This window comes from Streptomyces sp. NPDC054842 (assembly GCF_053611025.1).
The window spans coordinates 142,084-162,483 of record NZ_JBSGZN010000017.1 but is presented as its reverse complement, the minus strand read 5'-3'; the positions used below and the strand labels follow the sequence as shown (position 1 = coordinate 162,483).

16 protein-coding genes are annotated in these 20,400 nt (G+C 73.1%); 8 read left to right on the top strand and 8 right to left on the bottom strand.

Annotated elements, in window-relative coordinates; translation table 11 throughout:
* Nucleotides 1-73: 73 nt before the first annotated feature.
* The 4 genes from ACWGIS_RS16305 to ACWGIS_RS16290 form a co-directional block, all read right to left on the bottom strand.
* Nucleotides 74-1,291, bottom strand: a complete 1,218-nt coding sequence (locus ACWGIS_RS16305) for an alpha/beta hydrolase family protein (RefSeq protein WP_453363069.1) — start codon at nucleotides 1,289-1,291, stop codon at nucleotides 74-76.
* Complete coding sequence (locus ACWGIS_RS16300; RefSeq protein WP_453363068.1) at nucleotides 1,288-1,974, bottom strand: TetR/AcrR family transcriptional regulator; 687 nt, start codon at nucleotides 1,972-1,974, stop codon at nucleotides 1,288-1,290. The genes ACWGIS_RS16305 and ACWGIS_RS16300 overlap by 4 nt, the downstream gene beginning before the upstream one ends.
* Nucleotides 1,975-1,979: 5 nt before the next feature.
* On the bottom strand, nucleotides 1,980-2,534 hold the full coding sequence (locus ACWGIS_RS16295) for a hypothetical protein (protein ID WP_453363067.1): 555 nt from the start codon (nucleotides 2,532-2,534) through the stop codon (nucleotides 1,980-1,982).
* Between the two features lie 389 nt (nucleotides 2,535-2,923).
* Complete coding sequence (locus tag ACWGIS_RS16290) at nucleotides 2,924-3,769, bottom strand: 4'-phosphopantetheinyl transferase family protein (protein ID WP_453363066.1); 846 nt, start codon at nucleotides 3,767-3,769, stop codon at nucleotides 2,924-2,926.
* Nucleotides 3,770-4,013: 244 nt separating this feature from the next.
* Between ACWGIS_RS16290 and ACWGIS_RS16285 the strand changes: the two genes are divergently transcribed.
* The 8 genes from ACWGIS_RS16285 (at nucleotide 4,014) to ACWGIS_RS16250 (ending at nucleotide 14,713) form a co-directional block, all read left to right on the top strand.
* Complete coding sequence (locus ACWGIS_RS16285; protein WP_453363065.1) at nucleotides 4,014-5,843, top strand: fatty acyl-AMP ligase; 1,830 nt, start codon at nucleotides 4,014-4,016, stop codon at nucleotides 5,841-5,843.
* A gap of 129 nt (nucleotides 5,844-5,972) precedes the next feature.
* Nucleotides 5,973-6,302: an acyl carrier protein gene (locus ACWGIS_RS16280; RefSeq protein WP_453363064.1), complete on the top strand. Its 330-nt coding sequence runs from the start codon at nucleotides 5,973-5,975 to the stop codon at nucleotides 6,300-6,302.
* Entirely contained in the window at nucleotides 6,299-9,352 is a 3,054-nt protein-coding gene (locus ACWGIS_RS16275; RefSeq protein WP_453363063.1) for a type I polyketide synthase, read from the top strand. The genes ACWGIS_RS16280 and ACWGIS_RS16275 overlap by 4 nt, the downstream gene beginning before the upstream one ends.
* Nucleotides 9,352-10,374 carry a 3-oxoacyl-ACP synthase III family protein gene (locus ACWGIS_RS16270; protein ID WP_453363062.1) on the top strand — a complete coding sequence of 341 codons (1,023 nt, stop codon included), beginning with the start codon at nucleotides 9,352-9,354 and terminating at the stop codon, nucleotides 10,372-10,374. Before ACWGIS_RS16275 ends, ACWGIS_RS16270 begins: the two co-directional genes overlap by 1 nt.
* On the top strand, nucleotides 10,371-12,305 hold the full coding sequence (locus ACWGIS_RS16265) for an HAD-IIIC family phosphatase (RefSeq protein ID WP_453363061.1): 1,935 nt from the start codon (nucleotides 10,371-10,373) through the stop codon (nucleotides 12,303-12,305). Before ACWGIS_RS16270 ends, ACWGIS_RS16265 begins: the two co-directional genes overlap by 4 nt.
* Nucleotides 12,302-12,538, top strand: coding sequence for a phosphopantetheine-binding protein (locus ACWGIS_RS16260; protein WP_453363060.1), 237 nt, complete (start codon nucleotides 12,302-12,304; stop codon nucleotides 12,536-12,538). The genes ACWGIS_RS16265 and ACWGIS_RS16260 overlap by 4 nt, the downstream gene beginning before the upstream one ends.
* A 274-nt stretch (nucleotides 12,539-12,812) precedes the next feature.
* Nucleotides 12,813-13,910 (top strand): alpha/beta fold hydrolase, encoded by a 1,098-nt coding sequence (locus ACWGIS_RS16255; RefSeq protein WP_453363059.1) that lies wholly within the window; start codon nucleotides 12,813-12,815, stop codon nucleotides 13,908-13,910.
* Nucleotides 13,907-14,713, top strand: coding sequence for a thioesterase II family protein (locus ACWGIS_RS16250; RefSeq protein WP_453363058.1), 807 nt, complete (start codon nucleotides 13,907-13,909; stop codon nucleotides 14,711-14,713). The genes ACWGIS_RS16255 and ACWGIS_RS16250 overlap by 4 nt, the downstream gene beginning before the upstream one ends.
* Here the strand turns inward: ACWGIS_RS16250 and ACWGIS_RS16245 are convergent.
* Genes ACWGIS_RS16245 through ACWGIS_RS16230 form a run of 4 tightly spaced genes read right to left on the bottom strand, consistent with a single transcriptional unit; the run spans nucleotide 14,652 to nucleotide 20,263 of the window.
* A complete protein-coding gene (locus tag ACWGIS_RS16245) occupies nucleotides 14,652-15,530 on the bottom strand; it encodes an MBL fold metallo-hydrolase (protein WP_453363057.1) in 879 nt (292 codons plus the stop codon). The genes ACWGIS_RS16250 and ACWGIS_RS16245 overlap by 62 nt on opposite strands.
* 35 nt (nucleotides 15,531-15,565) lie before the next feature.
* Complete coding sequence (locus ACWGIS_RS16240) at nucleotides 15,566-17,599, bottom strand: AMP-binding protein (protein WP_453363056.1); 2,034 nt, start codon at nucleotides 17,597-17,599, stop codon at nucleotides 15,566-15,568.
* The gene (locus ACWGIS_RS16235) at nucleotides 17,596-18,771 is read right to left on the bottom strand and encodes a thiolase family protein (protein ID WP_453363055.1); all 1,176 of its coding nucleotides are present in this window, start codon (nucleotides 18,769-18,771) and stop codon (nucleotides 17,596-17,598) included. The genes ACWGIS_RS16240 and ACWGIS_RS16235 overlap by 4 nt, the downstream gene beginning before the upstream one ends.
* Nucleotides 18,772-18,775: 4 nt before the next feature.
* Entirely contained in the window at nucleotides 18,776-20,263 is a 1,488-nt protein-coding gene (locus tag ACWGIS_RS16230; protein ID WP_453363054.1) for an MFS transporter, read from the bottom strand.
* Nucleotides 20,264-20,400 lie beyond the last annotated feature (137 nt).

The following is a 20,400-nucleotide window of genomic DNA, read 5'->3' as shown; positions in this document are numbered from 1 at the left end:
CGGGCCGTCCAGGCCGGTGTCGTCGAGTGCGTGCCCGCCGCCGGCAGTGCCGACGGCTGTCGTGGTCGTTCGGTCAGGCCATCGTCCGCCGGTCCGCGGCCCCGAGTGTCTCCAGAAGCCAGGCGAAGAGCTTGTCGTGAAAGAGCCGCATGGCGCCCGAGTGGCAGTGCGCCCCGCCGCCCTCGTCGGCGGTGAACACGTGCATCGTCTTGGGTGAGTTGAGGCCCGTGTACACCTTCTTCGCGTGCTCCAGGCCGGCGAAGAACAGGTCCTCCTCCGCGTCGAGGACGAGCACCGGACAGCGCACCTGACCGATGACGTCCGCCAGCCCGAACGCGGGCAGCCTACGCAGGAGTTGGGAGGGCGTGTCGACTCCGAACGTCCACATCGAGTGCCGCATCAGCCAGCGGGTGAAGGTCTGCTGAGCGGCGATGCCCCACATCACCGGGTCGGCGAAGGCGTCGCAGTCCTGCTCGACCCACTCCAGTACGAAGGGGGGCAGCCCGACGACGTCGCCCAGCTGCCAGACGGCATCGTGGGCGACGCAACCGGCCAGCCGGTGCTCGAACGCCGCCGCCCGTACCGCGAGCAGCCCTCCGAGGCTGGTGCCGACCAGTGTCAGCCGGTCCGGGTCCACACCGGGCAGGGACAGCGCGTGGTCCACGACCGGAGTGACCACCTTCTCCCAGTCGGGGCGGAAGACGAGTCCCTGCTCCCGCAGGACCGAGCCCTGTCCCGGACCCTCGAAGCAGAGGCAGTGGTACCCGCGAGCGAGAGCCGCGGCCGCCACGAAGAAGTACCCCTCCTCGACGGTGGAGTCGAGGCCGCCGTGGTGGATGATGGTCGGCCTGGGCCCGTCCGAGTCGTCCGCCCGGTAGAAGTAGGCGGGCAGCGAGGTGTCCTCGTAGGGGATACGGAGGAACTGCGGCGGACGGTCCATGAGTGCGGCCGCGTCCGCGAAGGACTCCGTGGACCGTCGCATCAACCGCAGCGCCTCCGGGTCGCGTTGCTGCTCACGCTGGAAGAACTCGGCCGTACGGTAGTAGTTGTGGGCCCGGAGCAGGGAGTGCCGGGCGTCGACGGTGCGGCCCTCCTCCCGCGCCGTGGTGCCCAGCCGGTGCACGCGGTCGGCCAGAGTGCTCCACGCCCGGCGCCAGGCCTCGGTGTCGCCGTCGGGGATGTGCGCGGCGGTCGCCATGACCTCGCCGAGCTGCGCACCGCCGTAGTCGGCGTAGCCGGCGGCGCGCAGCGCCTGGTAGTCGAAGGCGGGGTCGTCGAAGAGAAACTTCATTGCGGCGGCTCCTGGGGAGGTGGAAGGTGCTCCGGTGCCGTGCCGGGTCCTGCGCCGGCACAAGTGGCGCGAGTTCCGTTCAGGAAGGTGTCGACGATGGTCTCGGCGAACGCGGCCGTCGGCACGGGGCGTTGGCGGAGGATCAACCGGGCGGCCATCGGTCCGGTGAGCAGCTCGACCGCGTCGTCCAGGTCGAGGTCGGCACGCAGCTCACCGCGTGCGATGCCGTCCCGCAACGTCCGCACGATGGCTTCGCGCCGGGCGGCGACGACGGTGTCCTCGAACTGCTCCACCAGCTGGGGCCGGCGTACAGCCTCACCGAGCAGGCTGCCGATCAGGCGGTGCAGGTTGGTGTCCTGGCCGCGGTGGCGCAGCTGGTCCACCAGGGTCACGAGCCGGTCTCGCAGTCCGAGTCCGTCCAGCGGCGGGACGGGCAGGTCGAGGGTGCTCAGCGCGGCGAGCACCAGGTCCTCTTTGTTGCTCCAGCGGCGGTAGATGGTGGCGCGTGCGACGCCGGCGCGCTGCGCGATCAAGTCCATGGACAGGTCGCCGAAACTGCGTCCCTCGCCGAGCAGACCGAGTGTGCTGTCGAGGATCGCCCGGTCGGCTGCGGGATCACGTCGGCGGCCGCCCCGGGGGCTGTTTCCCGGGTCGGCCGCCGGACGGTCGGCGTGTTGCGGCATGCGGTTCAGACCTCCGTGGGGTGGAGCTGTCGGTGGGCGACGGCCGCCTCCGCGCCGGGTGCCGCGGCACGTGTGCGCGATGGCAGCGGCAGCGGCAGCGGCAGCGGCAGCGGCAGCAGGTGACGAGGGCCCGGGGAAAGGGTGACGCCCGCGGCGACCAGGGTCGTCAGGTGCTTGGCCGCCATGAAGGGGTGCCTGGCTGCCACGAACGCGTCGTCGGCACGGGCGGCGAGCCCGGAACCAAGTGCACCCGGCTCGTCGGCGACAGTGCGGATACCGGCGACGGACTCCCGCGCCGTGGCCCGCAGCGGCGCGGGCAGCGGCGCGAGGTGGTCGTCGACGTCGTAGCGGTGGGCGACGGGAAGCGCCGGCCCGAGGAGCGCGACGCCGAGCGCGCCGCCCACCTGGCGCAAGACGGTGCTGACGGCCGCCGGTGTCGCCGGCGGCGAGAAGGCCAACTGGGCGGTCGCCAGGGGCAGTAGCAGGCAGCCCGCCCACAACGGGCTCCAGCCCCGCACGCCTTGCAGCGACGTGTCCAGGACGACGAGTAGGAGACTCACCGGCAGGACCGCGAGGACACGCGACCGGCGCGGGTGGGCGGACCGGGTGAGCTGCCCAACGAGCTTAAGGCGTGGCTGAGTTGTCACGGATAGCGCTCCTCGGAGGGGAGAGGAGGTGCGTGAACCGGGTGCCGTGCTTGTGCCGTGTCCCGAAGACGCTAGACCCGCCCACCAATCGAGTCAACGGTGTATCGATACAGACTTGACTTGATTGCTCCATGCTCGGGCGGGCCGCCCTCCCCATCCGCCGAATGGGCCCCCTAGCCCCCAGCCGCCACACGCGCCGAACCCGCTCTGAGTGCACAGCGCCACGTCCGTGCAGGTGCCCACTCGCCCCGGACCCCCTGCGCAGGGTGCTCACTGCCGGCGTCGCGGCCTGTCGCCGCGTCTCACCCGCTTGTCCGCCGCGCTCGTCTGCACACCGCGCCCTGTCCGCCGTACGGCCCCACCGCCCCGGCGATCAGGAAGTCCCCCTCGACGCGGTCGCAGCGCAGATCCCAGCCGGGTGCCGTGGTGCCCAGCCGCCAGGTCCCGTCCTGGGGGTCGGGAGAGAGGCGCAGGCGGCGGAAGTCGTGCGCCAGTCCCGTGCCGAGCGCCTTCGTGTACGCCTCTTTCAGCGTCCACAGCCGGACCAGTCTCAGGTTCCGCTCGGCGGGCGGCAAAGCGTACAACTCGGCGATCTCCAGCGGGTGGCAGAACCTCTCGGCCAGTCCGGCCGCCAGCAGAGGGCGGTCCCACGCCTCGACGTCCACACCGATCCGGTGACCGCGCGCGACGCCGACCACCAACCGGTCCGACGTGTGGCTGATACTGACATCCAGCCCGGCGGGCCGAAGGAGCACCGGCCGGCCGCGGTCGTCGCGGTCCATGACGACCCGGTCCGGATCGGTGCCGCCGACGACGGCCACGATGTGCCGCAGCAGCAGCCGGGAGCCCAACAGCCGTACCCGTACCAGGGGTTCGCGGGCCCGCTGGTACCGGCTCCAGTCCGGACCGAGCACCGCACGCACCGCGGACCCGGTGTGGGCGCCCCGCCCCCAGTCACCGAGCCGGCCGTGGCAGACCACGTGGCCGCGCCGCCGTACGGCCTCCTGGACGGCGCGCCGGTCCGAGGCGGACAGCGGCCCCACCGCGAGCGGCCCGCCGCCCGGCACGCGGCTCCCGGGCGGTGGGCCCGCGTCGGGGACGCGACCCCCGCTCGCCTCGCCCTCGCGCATCCGGTCCCTGTCCGCCATCGGGCCCTCCTTCACCGCTTCGCCAGGCACTGCGTGCCAGCACTGATCGTGCCGTTCCGCACACCCACCGTTGTATCGGCTCGGGTGACGGCCGTCCTCAGAACCCCGAACCCGTGACGTGCGCACCAATTTCCTCTTTACGTCTGCTTTTCACGGCACCCCAAGGCTGAACCCACCGGTGGCACTCGGTGCCTTCCGAGGCGCTGTGCATCGCACCGGTCACCGACCACGGGAAGGACTGTCTGTGCCGCACCAGCCGGACCACCGAACGCTGACGGACGCCGTACGCGCAGGCGCCCAGAACCACCCCGACCGTGCCGCGTTCGTCTACCTGCACGAGGACGGCCCGGACATGCGGGCCGAGGAGCTCAGCTACGGGGAACTGGACCGCCGGGCCCGCGTCGTGGCCGCCCGGCTGCGCGACGCGACCAAGGGCGACCCCCGCCGCCCGGTGCTGCTGCTCTACCCGCCGACCCTGGACTTCGTCACGGCCTTCCTCGGCTGCTTCTACGCGGGCCGCACGGCCATCCCCGCCCCGCTGCCCGACGAGCCCGGCGAACGGCTGGCCCGGGTCAGCGGCATCCTCCAGGACGCCGAAGTGGGCGCGGTGCTGACGCTGCCCGGCTACCGGCAGGCCATCAGCGCCTGGCTGGCCGCCACCGGAGAACAGGACGTGGCGTGCCTGGCCACCGGCGCCGGCGAGGACGACGGCGCGGACCCCGGCCTGTGGACCCCGCCCGGAGTGCGCGACACCGACGTCGCCTTCCTCCAGTACAGCTCCGGTTCCACCAGCGAACCCAAGGGCGTGATGGTCACCCACGCCAACCTCGCCGCCAACCAGGAGGCCATCCGCGCGGCGATGAAGACACCCGAAGGCGTCGTGGCGGGGAGCTGGCTTCCCCTCTACCACGACATGGGCCTCATCGGCATGACGCTCCAGCCGCTGTGGGTGGGCGGCACCAGCGTGCAGATGTCACCGATCTCGTTCATCAAGCAGCCGGTCCGCTGGCTGCGCATGATCCACGACTACCGGGTGGAGGGCACCGCCTCACCCAACTTCGGCTACGAACTCTGCGTACGGCGCGTGACCGAGGAGCAGTCGGCGGGGCTGGACCTCTCCAGCCTGCGGGTCGCGCTCAACGGAGCCGAACCGGTGCGCGCCGACACCCTGCGCGCGTTCATCGGGCGCTTCGCGACGAACGGTCTTCGCCCGCAGGCCGTACTGCCCTGCTACGGCTTGGCCGAGAACACCCTCCTGGTGTCCGGCGACGACCCGGACGCCCCGCACGTGGAACTCGGCGTCGACGCACACGCGCTGGAGCAGAACGAGCTGCGGCCCGCCCGCACCGACCGTCCCACCCGCACCCTCGTCAGCTGCGGCCGCCCGCAGGACACCGAGGTCCTGGTCGTCGACCCGATGACCCTGCGGGTGCTGCCGGACGGACACGTCGGGGAGATCTGGCTGCGCGGGCCTTCGGTGGCGGCCGGCTACTGGAACCGGCCCGCGCTCACCGCCGAGACCTTCCGGGCGTCGACCGCCGACGGCCGTGAGGGCTACTTCCGCACCGGCGACCTCGGGGCGCTGCTCGACGGCCAGCTGTACGTCACGGGGCGGATCAAGGAGATGCTCATCCAGAACGGCCGCAACCTCTACCCCCAGGACATCGAGCAGGCCGTGCAGGAGTCCGCGGACGCCTTCCGGCGCGGCGGCGGAGCGGTCTTCTGCGTCACCGACGACGCCTCCGACCGCAGCCACATGGTCGTGGTGCAGGAACTGCGGCCGCAGGCGACCGGTGACTTGGAGGCGCTGCCCGCACTCGCGGCCTCGGTGCGGGCATTCCTCAGCCGCCAGTTCCAGCTGTCCGCCGTCAACGTGGTGCTGGTCCGGCCCGGCGTGATCCGCAAGACCACCAGCGGCAAGACGCAGCGGAGCCTCATGCGGCAACTGTTCCTGGACGGCGCGCTGCCCGTGCTGCACCGGCACCTGGAACCGGCCGTCGCCGCCCTTGTGCCCGCCGCGGACCCGGCCCCCGAACCCACCGCCGCCGCCGCCGCCGCGTCACCCCACCACTGAGGCGGCTCCGCAACAGGCACCGGCACCCGCTTCCCCCGTGCGGCTCCCGACCAGCCGCCGCACCGCGGGTGCGCGGACCGCGAAGACACCCGTTCCTTCCGCCACCGAGATCCGAAGAGAGCAGCCGCCATGCGATCCGCCCATGTCACACCCACCGCCTTCCCCCTCCTGAACGGCTTCCTGACACACGACGACGTCGTCGGCCTCGAAGCGTGGCTGACCGAGCGCGTCGCCTTCCACCTGCACCGGGCGCCCCACGACATCGACCCCGACACCCCCCTGGCCGACTACGGCATCGACTCGGTCGCGGCCATCAGCATCTGCGGGGAGATCGAGGAACACCACCAGCTCGCGGTCGCCCCCACCATCGCCTACGACTACCCGACCGTCCACGCCATCGCCGACCACCTCGCCGGACTCCTGGCCGAGAAGGCCAAGCACCAGCAGGAGCCCTCATGACCGCACGCGAACCCATCGCGGTCGTCGGCCTCGACTGCCGCTTCCCCGGAGCCCGCGACGCCCAGGAGTACTGGTCACTCCTCATGGACGGACGCGACGGCACCCAGCGAGTGCCCGCCGCACGGTGGGACGCCGACCGCCACCACTCCGCCGCACCCGGCACGGGACACGGCGCCACCGAAGCCCGGCCCACGGGACGCAGCAACACCGTGCGCGGCGGGTTCATCGCGGACCCCGACGCCTTCGACCCCGGCTTCTTCGGGATCGCACCGCGCGAGGCGGCCGCCATGGACCCCCAGCAACGCCTGCTGCTGCAGAGCTCCTGGCGTGCCATCGAGGACGCCGCACTCGCCCCGCAGGACCTCGCCGGCACCGACACCGGAGTCTTCGTCGGCGTGATGGCCAACGAGTGGGCCTTCCTGCAACTCGCCGACTACGACCGGATCACCGCCCGCCACGGCTCCGGCAACGGCTACTTCATGGGCGCCAACCGCGTCTCCTACCACCTCGACCTCAAGGGTCCGAGCCTGGCGGTGGACACCGCCTGCTCCTCCTCCCTCGTGGCCGTCCACCTGGCGGTGAACTCCCTGCGCGCCGGCGAGTGCGACCACGCGCTCGCCGCCGGCACCAACCTGATCATGACGCCCGTCATCAACATCTTCTACACACAGGCCGGCCTCTCGGCACCGGACGGCCGCTGCAAGCCCTTCAGCGCCGCCGCCGACGGGATCGGACGGGCCGAAGGCGTGGCGGTGCTGGTGCTGCGCCGGCTCGCCGACGCCGTGGCGGACCGCCAGCCGGTGTACGCCGTGCTGAAGGAGACCGGCATCAACCAGGACGGGCGCAGCAACGGCATCACCGCGCCCAACCGCTGGGCGCAGCACCAGCTCATCGAGTCCGTGTGGCGGCGGGCCGGCGTCACCGCCGACGACATCCGCTTCGTGGAGGCGCACGGCACCGGCACCCTGCTGGGCGACTTCATCGAGGCGCAGGCGCTCGGCGAACTGACCAGCGGCCGCAGCGGCGGCAGCGTCGCGCTCGGCTCGGTGAAGAGCAACTTCGGGCACGCGGAGGGCGCGGCGGGGATCGCCGGACTCATCAAGGCCGTCCTGGCGCTGCACCACCGCACGGTGCCCCCGAGTCGCTTCGCCGACGACGAGAATCCGAAACTGGATCTGGCGACACGCCGGTTGTCGTTGCCGAAGTCGCCGGTGCGGTTGCCGTCGGGCACCGTGCACGCGGCGGTGAGCAGTTTCGGCATGGGCGGCAGCAACGCCCACGCGGTGCTCGCCTCGGCGCCCCGCTCGGTGCACCGCAGTCCCCGCCCGGCGCCCGGCGTGTTCACCGTCTCCGCCCGTACGCCGGACCGGCTGCGGGCGAACCTGCTGGCACAGGCCGACGCGCTGGCCCGCCGTCCGGAGAACCAGCTGGCGCAGCTGTGCTGGAGCAGCAACCGCGTCAAGTCGCGGATGGGGCACCGGGCTGCCGTGGCCGCGGCCGATCTGCCCACCCTGGTGGCCGGGTTGCGCGAGGCGGCGGGACGCGCCGAGCAGTCCGCTCGGGCGGACGGCGGGCGCCGCGGTCCCTCGGTGGCGTTCGCGTTCACCGGACAGGGCTCCCAGCATCCGCGGATGACCGCCTCCTGGTACCGCTCCTGCCCCGCCTACGCCCGTCACCTCGACAACATCGACCAGTTGCTCGCGCCGCACGTCGGCAGGTCCGTGCGCGACCTGGTGCTCGACGGCGACACCGACGCCCACCGCGCCAGGCTGGCGCAACCCGCCCTGTTCGCCGTCGGATACGCGCTGGCCGCCACCCTGACCGAGGCCGGGGTCACCCCGTCGGCCGTGATCGGGCACAGCATCGGCGAGTTCGCCGCCGCCTGCGCGGCCGGCGCCCTGGACCCGGGCGACGCGGCCCGGCTGGTGGCCCGCCGCGGGGAGCTGATGGACAAGCTCCCCGAGGACGGCGGGATGCTCGCGGTGAGCCTGGGCGCCGCCGAGGTCGAGCCCCTGCTGGTGGGACGAACCCGGCTCGGCGTGGCCGCCGTCAACGGACCGCGCGCCACGGTGGTCGCCGGCGACCTTGACGAACTCACCTCGCTGCACGAGCAGTTGACCGAGCGCGCGGTGCCCGCACGGCGGCTGGCCGTCTCGCACGCCTTCCACTCGCCGCTGATGCAACCCGTGGTCGAGGACTTCCGGCGCGTGTGCGCGGAAGTTCCCGGCCGGCCTGCCCACCTGCCCGTCTTCTCGACGGTCCACGGCCGTGAGCTGACCGGCCCGGAAACCATGGACGCCGACTACTGGGCCCGGCAGATCACCGAGCCCGTCCGGTTCGCCGAGGCAGCCGACGCGCTCCTGGCCGCCGGCGTCACCCACGTCGTGGAGATCGGCCCGCGTGCCGTCCTCACCCCGCTGCTGTCACGGCTGAAAGCCGACGGCGGCCACCCCGTGAGCCTGCACAGCGCGCATCCCGGCGACCACGCGCCGGAGCACCGCCCTCAGCAGTTGTTCGGGGAACTCTGGTGCGCCGGGCTCACTCCGAACTGGGACCTGCTGTACGCCGAGCCGGACCGAGTGCCCCGCCGCCTGCCGCCGTACGTGTTCGACGAGTCGTTCCGCTCCTGGCGTTCCGGCGCCGCGCCGGAGCGTTCCGAAGCGTCCGCGCCCGCCGCCCCCAGCGGCGCGGACACCTCCGCGGCCCCGAGTGGCACGGGCCGCGGGGAACAGTGCCCGCCGGCCCGGGCGGGGGATCCGCCCGACCCCCTCGCCGCCCTGACACGCCGTCTGGTGTGCCGGGTCGGCGGGCACGACCCACGGCAGGTGCGCGACGACGACCGGCTGCACGAGGACCTGGGCTTCGACTCGATCCGCGTCATGGAACTGAAGACCCGCGTCGAGGACGCCCTGCCGCACCTCGGCCCGCTCCCGATCGAGGACCTCCTCGCCCACCTGAGCACCGTGGCCGACCTGGTCAGGTACCTGCGCGGTCAACTCACCGACGGCGGCGCCGCCGCCGTACCCGCCACCGCGGAAGGAAGCCGCTGATGCCCTCCCCCACCGCCTACCTGGCCTCGGTCGGCACCTGCCTCCCCGGGGACCCGGTGGACAACGCGACCCTGGCGAAACTCGTCGGGGTCGACGCGACCTGGGCCGACATGTTCATCGGCAACACCAGCCGGTACTTCGCCGTCGACCTCGCCACCGGCCAGGTCCGGCACAGCCTGGCCGACATCGCGACGACCGCCGCCGACCGGGCCCTGGCGGAAGCCGGCCTGGAACCGGGCGACGTCGACTGCGTCGTCATGGGCACGGCCACCCCGGACCACCTGATGCCCGCCACCGTGAACATCGTCGCCGACCGGCTCGGCATCGACAACGTGCCCACCTACCAGCTCCAGTCCGGCTGCGCGGGCGCCATCCAGGCACTGGACGTGGCCCGCACCCTCCTGCTGGCAGGGCGCTGCGCGACCGTGCTGGTGATCGGCGGCGACGTCTGCGCCAAACACCTGGAGACCGACTTCGACCCCGGCAGCCGCACCTCAGCCGAACTCGTCAACTACGTCCTGTTCGGTGACGGGGCCGGCGCCGCCGTCATGAGCACCGAGGCCCTGGGCCACGGCATCGAGATCCCCCAGATCCTCAACCGGCTGGTGGGACTTGGCCGGGAGCCCGGCCAGGTCATCGACTGGTTCGGGCTGGGCGACCGGCACAGCGAGCGCGCCGCGGTCTTCGAGGACTACAAGGCGATCGAGGAAGCCGTACCCGTCATGGCACAGCAGATGTTCTGGGAGCTCCTGGACGACCTCGGCTGGGGCGCCGACGGGGTGGACTTCCTGCTGCCGCCACAGCTCTCCGGCCGGATGAGCGACCGCATCTCCGCGGGCATGCCCGCCCCGGACGCCCGCCGCGTCAACGTGGTGCGCACCGTCGGCAACAACGGCAACGCCCTGCCCTTCCTCCAGCTCGACGAGCTGCTGCGGCAGTGGGACGGCCCCGGGCGCGCGATCGCGGTCGCCATCGAGTCCAGCAAGTGGATCAAGACCGGTATCGCACTGGAGCGTTCATGACCGAGACCGAACACCGCGTCGCCGACTCGCCCGGCACCTGGCTGGACCCCGGCGCCCTCGCCGCCCTGCGTGCCCTGCACCGGACGGGCACCCTGGCCGCCGAGTACGGGCGGGTCAGGACCCTGCTGGCCCGTATGCCGCCGGAAGACCTGCCGGCCGCCGGGCAGCTGCTCGCCCGGCTGGACCCCAAGGAGGTCTGCCGTCACACCGACGTGCCGGTGGTCACCGTCAAGGTCACGGGACACTCCACGGTGGCTCCCCTGGTGGCTCCGCTGACCGCCGAACTGGCGCGGCACGGGCTGCTTTTGGAGGCGCAGGTCAGTCCCTACGGCTCGTATCTCCAGGACCTGATGCGGCCGGCCGCGGCCGGTGAGGACCAGCCGCAGCTGACACTGTGCCTGCTCGACGCGCACACGGTGTTCGACGACGTGACCGTGCCCTGGCGGGTGGAGGACGTCGAGGCCGCCGCCCGCGCCCGGCTGTCGCTCATCGCCGGCGCGGTGCGCGCCCACCAGGAGTCCGGGCACGGCCTGCTGGTCCTCAACACCGTGCCGCTGCCACGCCGCCACAGTCACCAGCTTCTCGACCTGCGCTCCCGGGCGCGACTGGGCGCGGTGTGGCGGGACTTCAACCGAGGGCTGCTGCTCCTCGCCGAACAGCACCCCGGCGTGGTCGCCGTGGATCTCGACCCACTGGTGGCGGAAGGCGTTCCCGCCTGGGACGCCCGCACCGCGCAGTACGCGCGGGCCCGGCTGTCGCACCCGCTGCTCGCCGCCTACGCCCGCGAGGCCGCCCACGTCGTACGCGCCCGGCTGGGCCGCACCCGCAAGTGCCTGGTGCTGGATCTGGACGGCACGCTGTGGGGCGGGGTGCTCGGCGAGGAGGGGCCCGCGGGTGTGGAGCTCGGAGCCGGCCTCAAGGGTGAGGCGTTCCAGGAGTTCCAGCGGGTCCTTCAGCAACTCGCCTCGCAGGGCGTGCTGCTGGCCGTCAGCAGCAAGAACGACTCCGACACGGTGCACGAGACGCTTCGCACCCACCCGGCCATGGTGCTCCGCGAGGACGCCTTCGTGCGGGTGAACGCCAACTGGAAGGCCAAGCACGACAATCTGCGGGACATCGCCGACCGGCTCGGGCTCGGCCTCGACAGCTTCGTCTTCGTCGACGACAGTCCCTTCGAATGCGGACTGGTCGCCGAGCAACTGCCCGAGGTCGCCGTCGTCCGGGTCGACGAGGAGCCCGCACTGCATCCCACGGCGCTGCTGGCCGACGGCTGGTTCGACCTGTTCGAGCTGACCGAAGCCGACCTGGAACGCGCCGGACGCTACCGCACCGAAGCTTTGCGGCAGGATTTCCGCGAGGACTTCGGCTCCTACCAGGACTACCTCGAAGGGATCGGACTGGAGGTCGTCCTGCGGTCGCCGCAGGAGTCCGAGATCGGCCGGGTCTCCCAACTCACCCTGCGCACCAACCAGTTCCACCTGGCCACCGAGCGACTCCAGGCGCCCGAGGTCACGGCCCGGACGCGGCAGCCGGGCCGGCAGGTGATCGCGGTGCGGGCCCGCGACCGGTTCGGCGACCACGGGCTGGTGGGCGCCCTGTTCCTGCGGCGCGACGCCGACGTACTGCGCATCGACAACTTCGTGCTGTCCTGCCGGGTCTTCTCCCGGGGCATCGAGAGCGCCTGCGTGGCGGCGGTGCTGCAGTACGCCCGCAACACCGGCGCGCGCGCCGTGACGGGCCGCTACGCGCCCTCCCCGCGCAACTCCGCCTTCGCCTCCTTCTACGCCGAGCACGGCTTCGCCGTCACCGGCACCGACCCGGACGACCGCAACGCCGTCGTCTTCCGGCACGACCTTTCCGACCCCGCCCCCGCCCCCGCCCATCTGCGGCTGACCGCCGCGTTCGGGCCGTTCGACGGAGATCCCGTATGACCACCGCCCTCGCCGACATCGACGCGTTCCGCACCCTCCTGGAAGAGGAACTCGGCCTCCAGGTCGGACCCGGTGACCTGGACCGCCCGCTGGACGACTTCGCCGACTGGGACTCCGTACTGCTCCTGCGGCTGGTGACCGTCGTGGAGACCCTCGTCGGCGGACGTGTCCCGGTGGTCGACCTGCTGGAGACCCGGACGTTCCGGCAGATGTACGAGGTGGTGACCCGGTGACCGGGCACCGCGGCGACCCGGTGGCCGAGCAGGCCGGACCCGGCACGGAACGGCACCTGCACGCCTTGCTCCCGGACACCCCCGTGGACCTCGTCCTCCCTCCCGGACTCGGCCGGCGGCTGAGGGACGGCCTCACCCACCTCGTCACCGCCACGCACAGGCCCGGAACGCGAGCGGGCAACCCCACCGGGACAGGGACACGGGCCCCCGTGACACCCGGGGCCGCCGAAGCGGCCCATCGCCCCGAGAGAAGGGGAGCCACACGATGATCCCCGTGGCCGAGCTGCGCGCGTCATCGCTGCCCCACGCCTACGCCCAGGGCGTTCCCGCGGACGTCGTCCACCGGGTACTGGGGTCACTGCGCGCGGACGCCAAGGACGCTGGCCCCGGCGACTGGACCCACGAGTGGTCCTCGCTCGCCCGGGCCGCCGAGTCGCGCGGCCGTGATCTGGACGCGGTGCGCTACTACACGATGGCCCGCTTCCCCTACGTGGACGGGCCGGCGCGGCAGGCCGCCCAGAGCGCCGCCGTCGCGGCCTTCGACCGCTGGCGGACCCGCGTGCGCGGGATCTCCCGGATCGACCTGCCCTTCGAGGAATCGGGCTTCGCGTGCTGGTCGGCCGGGCTCTCCCGGCGCGACCCCCTCCCGCTGCTCCTGGTCCTGGGCGGCGTCACGTCCACGAAGGAGCAGTGGGCGCCGCTCCTCGCCGACGCCGACAGGCTCGGCGCGGCGGTCGTGGTCACGGAACTGCCCGGGGTGGGCGAGAACACCCTCACCTACGGAACGGACAGCACCCGCATGCTGAGGCATCTCCTGGACCTGCTCGGACAGGCCGCCGACGCCTCCCGCACCTGCGTGGTGGGCCTGGGCTTCGGCGGGCACCTGGCGCTGCGCCACGCGCTGGAGGACGACCGCGTCCGAGGGCTGGCCACCGCCGCGGCCCCGGTGCGTGACTTCTTCACCCGCGCCGCGCGAAGGGCCCCGCTGCCCCGCCTGACGGCACTGGCCCTCTCGCACGCGACCCGCACCACGCCGGACCGGCTCCCGGCCGCCCTGGCCGACTGGGGCCTCGACGAGGAGCGACTCGCCCTGCTCCGCACGCCGCTCGCCTGCGCGTCCGGCCGCGACGACGACATCGCGCCGCCCTGCGACGTACACCTGCTCCGACGAACCGTGCCGCACCTGCGCCTGGTCGACAGCGACACCCTCGCCCGCCGGCCCGAGCAGGCCGCGGAGACCGGGCTGTGGCTGCTGTCACAGGCGCTGCGCATGATCGGCACGGCGAGCCGGGTACGCCGGGCCGCCTCCGTCCGGGCCCGGATACTGCGCGTCCGCCGTCTGGCCGGCACCTCGCGCGGAGCCCTCGTATGACCGCCGCGGCCACCGTGTCCTGCCTCGGCCGGGCGCCCCGCCAGGACGCCCGGCTCCGGTTGTTCTGCTTCCACCACGCGGGCGGCGGCGCCTCCTTCTTCAGCTCCTGGGCCGCGCGCATGCCGGCCGGTGTGGACGTCCTGCCGGTGCAGTTGCCGGGCCGGGAAGCGCGCTACCGCGAGCCACGCTTCCGGGACGCGGGCGAGGTCGTCGAGGCGCTCGGGCACGAGCTGGCGCCCCTGCTCGACGCGGGCCCCTGGGCCGCCTACGGCCACAGCATGGGCGCGATGGTGGCGTTCGCGCTGGCGGCGGCCCGGCTGCGGGCGGGCGGCCGGCCGCCCGAAGCCCTGTTCCTCGGGGCGTACACGGCTCCGCACGTGTCATCGACGCTGCCGCCGCCCGACCGGTACGACGACCGCGAACTCGCCCGTCGGCTGGTCGAGTTCGGCGGGCTCAGTCCTCAGTTCCTCGACCGGGACGACTGGCTGCGCGCGCTGCTGCCCGTCCTCCGCGACGACCTGCGGATCTGCGCGACCGCCCACCGGGCGGGGCTGCCGGACCCGGACGACGAACGGGCACGGCTGCCGGTACGCGTCGAGGCGTTCGCGGGCGCGGACGACCCGCTCGTCACCCCCGACGGGGTCGGTGCCTGGGCGCGGTACACAGACTCGTTCCGCATGACGACCGTCCCCGGCGGTCACTTCTTCCCGCGGGAGGCACCCGACCCGTTCTTCGCCCGGCTCACCTCGCTGCTGGCCCCACTGTCGGTCCGGCCGGGCCCACCACGCGCGGCACCCGGCTGATCCGCCGCGTCACGGCGTCGGCGTTCTTCTCGTACAGCGTGCGCTGCTCCTCCACGCCGGGCATCACCCACAGCGGGCGGGAGGAACCGTCGGCGAAGCGCAGTCCCTGCGTGTCGGGCCGCACCCCGGTCAGCGTGAGGGCGAAGGACTCCAGGTAGTCGATGCCACCGTCCGCCGTGAGCCGGAACGGCCGGTCGTGGCCCGGATAGATCACGTCGGACGCGTCCAGCACCCGCTCGATGCTGCGTGCGGCCTGCTCGGCGTCCCAGAACACCAGTGGATTGCGTCCGGTACGGGCCACGTACGCGAAGTGCAGGGCGTCGCCGGTGATCGTGGCGCGCCCCAGGTCGGTGCGGACGACGACGCCGATGCTGCCGGGCGAGTGTCCGGGCAGGCCGATGACCTCGACGCCCGGGATGATCTCCTCTCCGTCGACGACCTCGCGGACGGAGAGCTGTTCCAGGAGCAGGCCCGTCCAGGACGGCGTGGCCCAGTCGTTGGTGTGGGGGGTGTGCGCGTAGCGCCGCTCGTCGGGGTGCAGGACCAAGGTGGCCTGCGGGAACAGGTCGATGTTCTGGACGTGGTCCCAGTGGGCGTGCGTGAGCACGACGGTGTCGATGTCGCCGGCGGTGAGCCCGTGCGCCGCCAGCGCGTTCCACAGGAAGGGGCGGCGGCCGACGTGGGCGGCGTCGACGAGGATGTTCCGCTCGCGTCCGGCCTCGTCCGGGCCGCGCACCAGGAACACTCCGCAGAACGCGGGGTAGCCCTGGTCGGTGTCGATGGCGAAGCCGGGCAGGAGGATGTCGATCGTCGGCATGGGACTCCTTCGGTCGGCGGGCGCGCTGCCCGCTGTCACTGGTCCTGGAGGGCGGTACGGATCGCGTCGAGGCCGGCCGGGTCGGCGAGTGCGGTCACGTCACCGGGTGCCTCACCGGTGACGAGGCCACGAAGGAGGCGCCGCATCACCTTGCCGTTGCGGGTTCTGGGCAGCGCGGGGACGGCCACCACCCGGCCGGGCCGGAAGGCGCCGCCGAGCGCGTCCGCCACCCGGGCGCGGATGCGTTCGGCCTCCGGCGCGCCGAACGGCCGTCCGGCGACGGGGACGGTGAAGCACCACACCGTCTCGCCCTTGACGGGGTGGGGGATGCCGACCGCGGCCACCTCCGCGACGGCCGGGTCGCCGGCGGCGGCGTCCTCGACCTCCGCGGGCCCGAGGCGTTTGCCGGCGACCTTGACGACGTCGTCGAGCCGGCCGTGGACGAACCACTCCTCGCCGCTGCGGGAGACGAGGTCCCCGTGCGACCAGCGCCCGGGCCTGCGGGTGAAGTAGGTCCGGGCGAAGCGTGCTTCCGCCTGCCACAGCCCCCTGGTCATGCCTGGCCACGGCTGCCGTACGACGAGTTCGCCGGCCTGTCCCTCGGGTGGCTGCCTGCCGTGGTCGTCCTCGATCGCCGCGTCGACCCCCAGACAGGGTCCGGTGAAACCGCACGGCGACTGCGGCAGGGTCGGTGCGGACGCGAGCAGGGAACCGCCGACTTCGGTGCCGCCGCAGATGTTGATCACCGGGCAGCGTTTGCCGCCGAGTTCGGCGAAGTACCAGCGCCATGCCTGCTCGGTCCACGGCTCACCGGTGGAGGCGAGCAGACGCAGCCGCGTGGGTGCGGCCGGCTGCGTCCGCTCGCGGCTCATGAGCGTGCGGGACAGGCTGGGCGAGCTGCCGAAGACGGTGACCTGGTGGTCGTCCAGCAGCCGCCACAGCCGGGTGACGCCGGGCTGGTCGATCGCGCCTTCGTACGCCAGGATGCCGGCGCCCGCGAGGGTGGCGCCGACGGCGACGAGCGGGAACATGATCCAGCCCGGGTCGGTGACCCAGAACATCACGTCGTCGGGCCGCAGATCCAGGTTGTACCGGGTCTCGCTGCCGACCTGCACCGGGAAGCCGCCGTGCGTGTGGATCGCGCCCTTGGGACGGCCGGTGGTTCCGGAGGTGTGCAGCAGGAGGAATGGGGCGTCGGCGGGGAGCGACACGGTCTCGGCGGGCGGCCCGTCGGCGAGTTGGCGCCAGCTCGTCGTCACGGGGCCCGCCGCGTCGGGCCTCGCCCGCGGCTCGGAGCCTGGGGTTGCGGACACCGACGCGCGGACCGGTGCGCCGCACGACCGTCCGGTCTCCGGCACAGCGCCGTCGTCGCCCGCCGCTTCCGACTCCCGCTGGACGACGACGAGATGGGTGACGCAGGGGGTCTTCAGCAGTGCCGCGCGGGCGACCGCCTCCATGTCGTGCCGGCGTCCGTGCCGGACCGTGGCCCCGGCGGTGACCAGGACCCGGGCACCGGCGTCGGCCAGCCGCACCGCGAGAGCCTCGGCGCCGAACCCGGAGAACAGCGGCACCAGCACGGCACCGACACGGGCGCAGGCGAACAACAGCAGGAACGCCTCGGGGCCGGACGGCAGATACCCCGCCACCCGGTCCCCCTCCCCCACCCCGAGGGCACGCAGACCGCCCGCCACCCGGGCACTGCGGCCGGCCGCGTCCTCGTAGGAGAGGCCCCCCGTCGTGCCGTCCTCCTGTTCCCAGCGCAGGACCGTCGCCCGTCCGCGTCCTTGCCGCACCTGCCGGTCGAGGCAGGAGTCGACCAGGTTGGTGCGCCCGTCCGGGAACCAGCGGGTGGCGGCGATGCCCCCGGTGTCGTCGTACACACGGGACGGCGGGGTGTGCCAGACGATGCCGATGTCCTCCGCCGCCCGCTCCCAGAACCACCCGGGGTCGGCGACGGACCGTGCGTGAAGGGCGCGGTAGCCGTCCTCGATGCCGTGGGCGCGGCAGAAGACCGCGATGTTGCCGTGCTCGGTGAACTCCGGGGTCGGATGCCACACATACCCGCTCATCGCCTGTGGCCGGGGTTCTCGATCAGCGCGGCGATGCCCTGACCGCCGCCGACACACAGGGCGACGACGGCCAACCGACCTCCGACGCGCCGCAGTTCGTGTGCCGCCTTGAGCAACAGGACGGTTCCGGTGGCGCCGACGGGGTGGCCCAGTGCGATCGCCCCGCCGTTCGGGTTGACGCGGTCGGGGTCGAGCTTGAGTTCGTCCATAACGGCCAGCACCTGGGCCGCGAACGCCTCGTTGAGCTCGATCACGTCGATCGCGTCCGGAGTGAGGCCGTTGCGCCGCAGCAGGCCGCGGATGGCCTCGGCCGGGGCGACGCCCATGATCTCCGGCTCCAGTGCCGTGACGACCATGTCGCGCAGCCGGCACAGCGGCGCGGCGCCGGCCGCGAGATCGGCCGTGCGCATCAACAGCACGGCGGCGGCACCGTCGTTGATACCCGCCGAGTTCCCTGCGGTCACCGTGCCGGTCGCCGAGAACACCGGGGCCAGCCCCGCGAGCTTCTCCGCCGTCGTGCCGGGGCGCGGATGCTCGTCCCGATCGACCACGCCCTCCGCGAGGACCACCGGCACGATCTGCTCCTCGAAGCGTCCCTCGGCGATCGCGACGGCCGCCCGGCGTTGGCTTTCGGCGGCCCACCGGTCCTGGCGCTCCCGTGAGACGCGCCAGCGCTCCGCCACCACCTCACCGGTCACGCCCATCGGGTATCCCCCGAAGGGGTCGGTGACCAGGGACATCGTCCCGTCGACCACCGGCTGTCCCGGGATCTCGTCGGGGGCCCGTTCGCCGTAGTCGAGCATCGGCTGCCGGGTCATCGACTCGTTGCCACCCGCCACGACGACGTCCGTGTCGCCGAGCGTCAGGCTCTGGGCCGCCGCCCAGACGGCCTGCAGACCGGACCCGCACAGCCTGTTGACGTTGTACGCGGTGGTCGTCACGGGCAGCCCGGCGGCCAGGGCCGCCCGCCGGGCGTTGAACGCGTCGGGGCCCACCTGGCCCACGCAGCCGAGGACGACCTCGTGGACCCTGTCGGGGCTCAGCCCGGAGCGGACCACCGCCTCACGGATCACGAGCGCGCCGAGCCGGTGCGCGGGGACCGACGCGAGCGCTCCCTTGTACCGGCCGATCGGCGTACGCGCCCCTTGGACGACGGCGATGTCTACGAGCACCGGATCACTCCTTGGCTGAGGGCTCGGCGTCCGAGGCGGACGCGCTGGAGACGGTCGGTGGGGCGGGAACGGCGGGCGCCGCCGTCGGGTTGGCGGTCACGGATGCGGGAAGGGCCGCAGGGCCGCCGGTCGGTGCCGGGGGCGTTGCGCCCAGGATGAGGGCGTCCCGGTCCGGCCGGATCAGCAGCGCCGAGAGCACGGCACCGGCGATCAGCAGACAGGCGGCGAGGCCGAAGGCCCGGCTGTAGCCGGCTGCCTCGGTGGGCGCGGCGTCGATGATGCGCCCGGTGGTGTAGGGGGCGAGCAGACTGGCGAGGGCGGCGAGGGCGTAGGACAGTCCGAGAGCCGCGCCGCGCCGTCGGGCGGGGCAGATGTCGGCGACGGCCGCGTTGGTCAGCGGGGTCTGGCCGTTGCCCGCGGAGAACGCCAGCACCAGCAGGGGCAGCAGCAGGGCGGTGGGACCCGCCCGGGTCGCCAGCAGGAGACTCACCCCGGCGAGCAGTGGAAACAGCGCGCCGAGGAGTCCCTGGGCGACCCGGGCGGCCACCCCTCCGCGCAGCAACCGGTGCGCGACGGCTCCCGCGGAGAGGACCAGGACGGCCATGGACAGGGCGGGCAGCCCGACGATCCCGCTGACCTCGGCGTCGCTGAAGCCTGCCTGCTCCTGGAGGTAGAGCGGCAGCCAGGCGAACCCCAGGGCGAGCGTCCACATGACCGTGAAGGTGGAGAAGGTCGCGCCGAGCCAGGTGCCCGTGGTGACGACCCGCCGGAGAGGGACAAGGGGAGGTTCGCCCTCCCCGCCGGCCGTCGAGGTCTCACCGACTGACGGACCGTCACCTTTCGTCGTACGGTCTTCCGCCGGGTCGGAGCCGCCCAGGTGGGCGGCGTAGGGCCCGGCCCCGCCGACGCGCAGCCAGACCAGGGTCCACACCAGGCCGGCGGCGCCCAGCACACCGAACGCGGCACGCCAGCCGAGGGTGTTGCTGATCAGGACCACCAGCGGGGCGGCCAGCACCGTACCGCCCGCGCCACCGGCCACCACGACGGCCGAGGGCAGCGCTCTGCGTTTCGGCGGGAACCAGGTGAACGCCGTGTGGTTGGCCAGCGGGAAGCCCGGCCCCTCGCCCGCGCCCAGCGCCACCCGGGTGGCGACCAACGCCCCGAACCCGGTGGCGGGCAGGAGGATCGGCAACTGGGCCGCCGCCCAGACGAGAGCGAGCACCGCGAGCAGGGGCCGGGGGCGGATGCGGTCGCCCAGGAAGCCGACCGATACGGCGGAGAGGCTGAAGAGGAGGTAGAAAGCGCTGGCGATGGTGCCGAACTGCGTTGCGGACAGACCGAGTTCCCTCTTGATGGGTTCGGCTGTCAGTCCGAGTACCGCCTTGTCGGCGGCGTTCACGACGATGAACAACGCCAGCACGACCAGGATCGTGCGCGCCCGGCGCCGCGTGGCGTCCGCGGTGGCTGCCCGCGGGTCCGTCGCGACCGTCATGCGCGGACCGGGCGTACGCCGGGCAGCGCCGGAGAGAACGACGACGCACGGCACGTACGGCCGTCGCGTTCAAGGGAGTCGAAGCAGCCTGCGAGGAAGGTCACCGGGGCTCCATTCTCGAAGAAGAACAGAACGGA

What these genes read in the sequence shown, in the direction of transcription:
- ACWGIS_RS16305 (WP_453363069.1), bottom strand. Translation starts at nt 1,291, where the DNA reads ATGAAGTTTCTCTTCGACGACCCCGCCTTCGACTACCAGGCGCTGCGC.
- ACWGIS_RS16300 (WP_453363068.1), bottom strand. Translation starts at nt 1,974, where the DNA reads ATGCCGCAACACGCCGACCGTCCGGCGGCCGACCCGGGAAACAGCCCC.
- ACWGIS_RS16290 (WP_453363066.1), bottom strand. Translation starts at nt 3,769, where the DNA reads ATGGCGGACAGGGACCGGATGCGCGAGGGCGAGGCGAGCGGGGGTCGC.
- ACWGIS_RS16280 (WP_453363064.1), top strand. Translation starts at nt 5,973, where the DNA reads ATGCGATCCGCCCATGTCACACCCACCGCCTTCCCCCTCCTGAACGGC.
- ACWGIS_RS16275 (WP_453363063.1), top strand. Translation starts at nt 6,299, where the DNA reads ATGACCGCACGCGAACCCATCGCGGTCGTCGGCCTCGACTGCCGCTTC.
- ACWGIS_RS16270 (WP_453363062.1), top strand. Translation starts at nt 9,352, where the DNA reads ATGCCCTCCCCCACCGCCTACCTGGCCTCGGTCGGCACCTGCCTCCCC.
- ACWGIS_RS16265 (WP_453363061.1), top strand. Translation starts at nt 10,371, where the DNA reads ATGACCGAGACCGAACACCGCGTCGCCGACTCGCCCGGCACCTGGCTG.
- ACWGIS_RS16260 (WP_453363060.1), top strand. Translation starts at nt 12,302, where the DNA reads ATGACCACCGCCCTCGCCGACATCGACGCGTTCCGCACCCTCCTGGAA.
- ACWGIS_RS16250 (WP_453363058.1), top strand. Translation starts at nt 13,907, where the DNA reads ATGACCGCCGCGGCCACCGTGTCCTGCCTCGGCCGGGCGCCCCGCCAG.
- ACWGIS_RS16245 (WP_453363057.1), bottom strand. Translation starts at nt 15,530, where the DNA reads ATGCCGACGATCGACATCCTCCTGCCCGGCTTCGCCATCGACACCGAC.
- ACWGIS_RS16240 (WP_453363056.1), bottom strand. Translation starts at nt 17,599, where the DNA reads ATGAGCGGGTATGTGTGGCATCCGACCCCGGAGTTCACCGAGCACGGC.
- ACWGIS_RS16230 (WP_453363054.1), bottom strand. Translation starts at nt 20,263, where the DNA reads ATGACGGTCGCGACGGACCCGCGGGCAGCCACCGCGGACGCCACGCGG.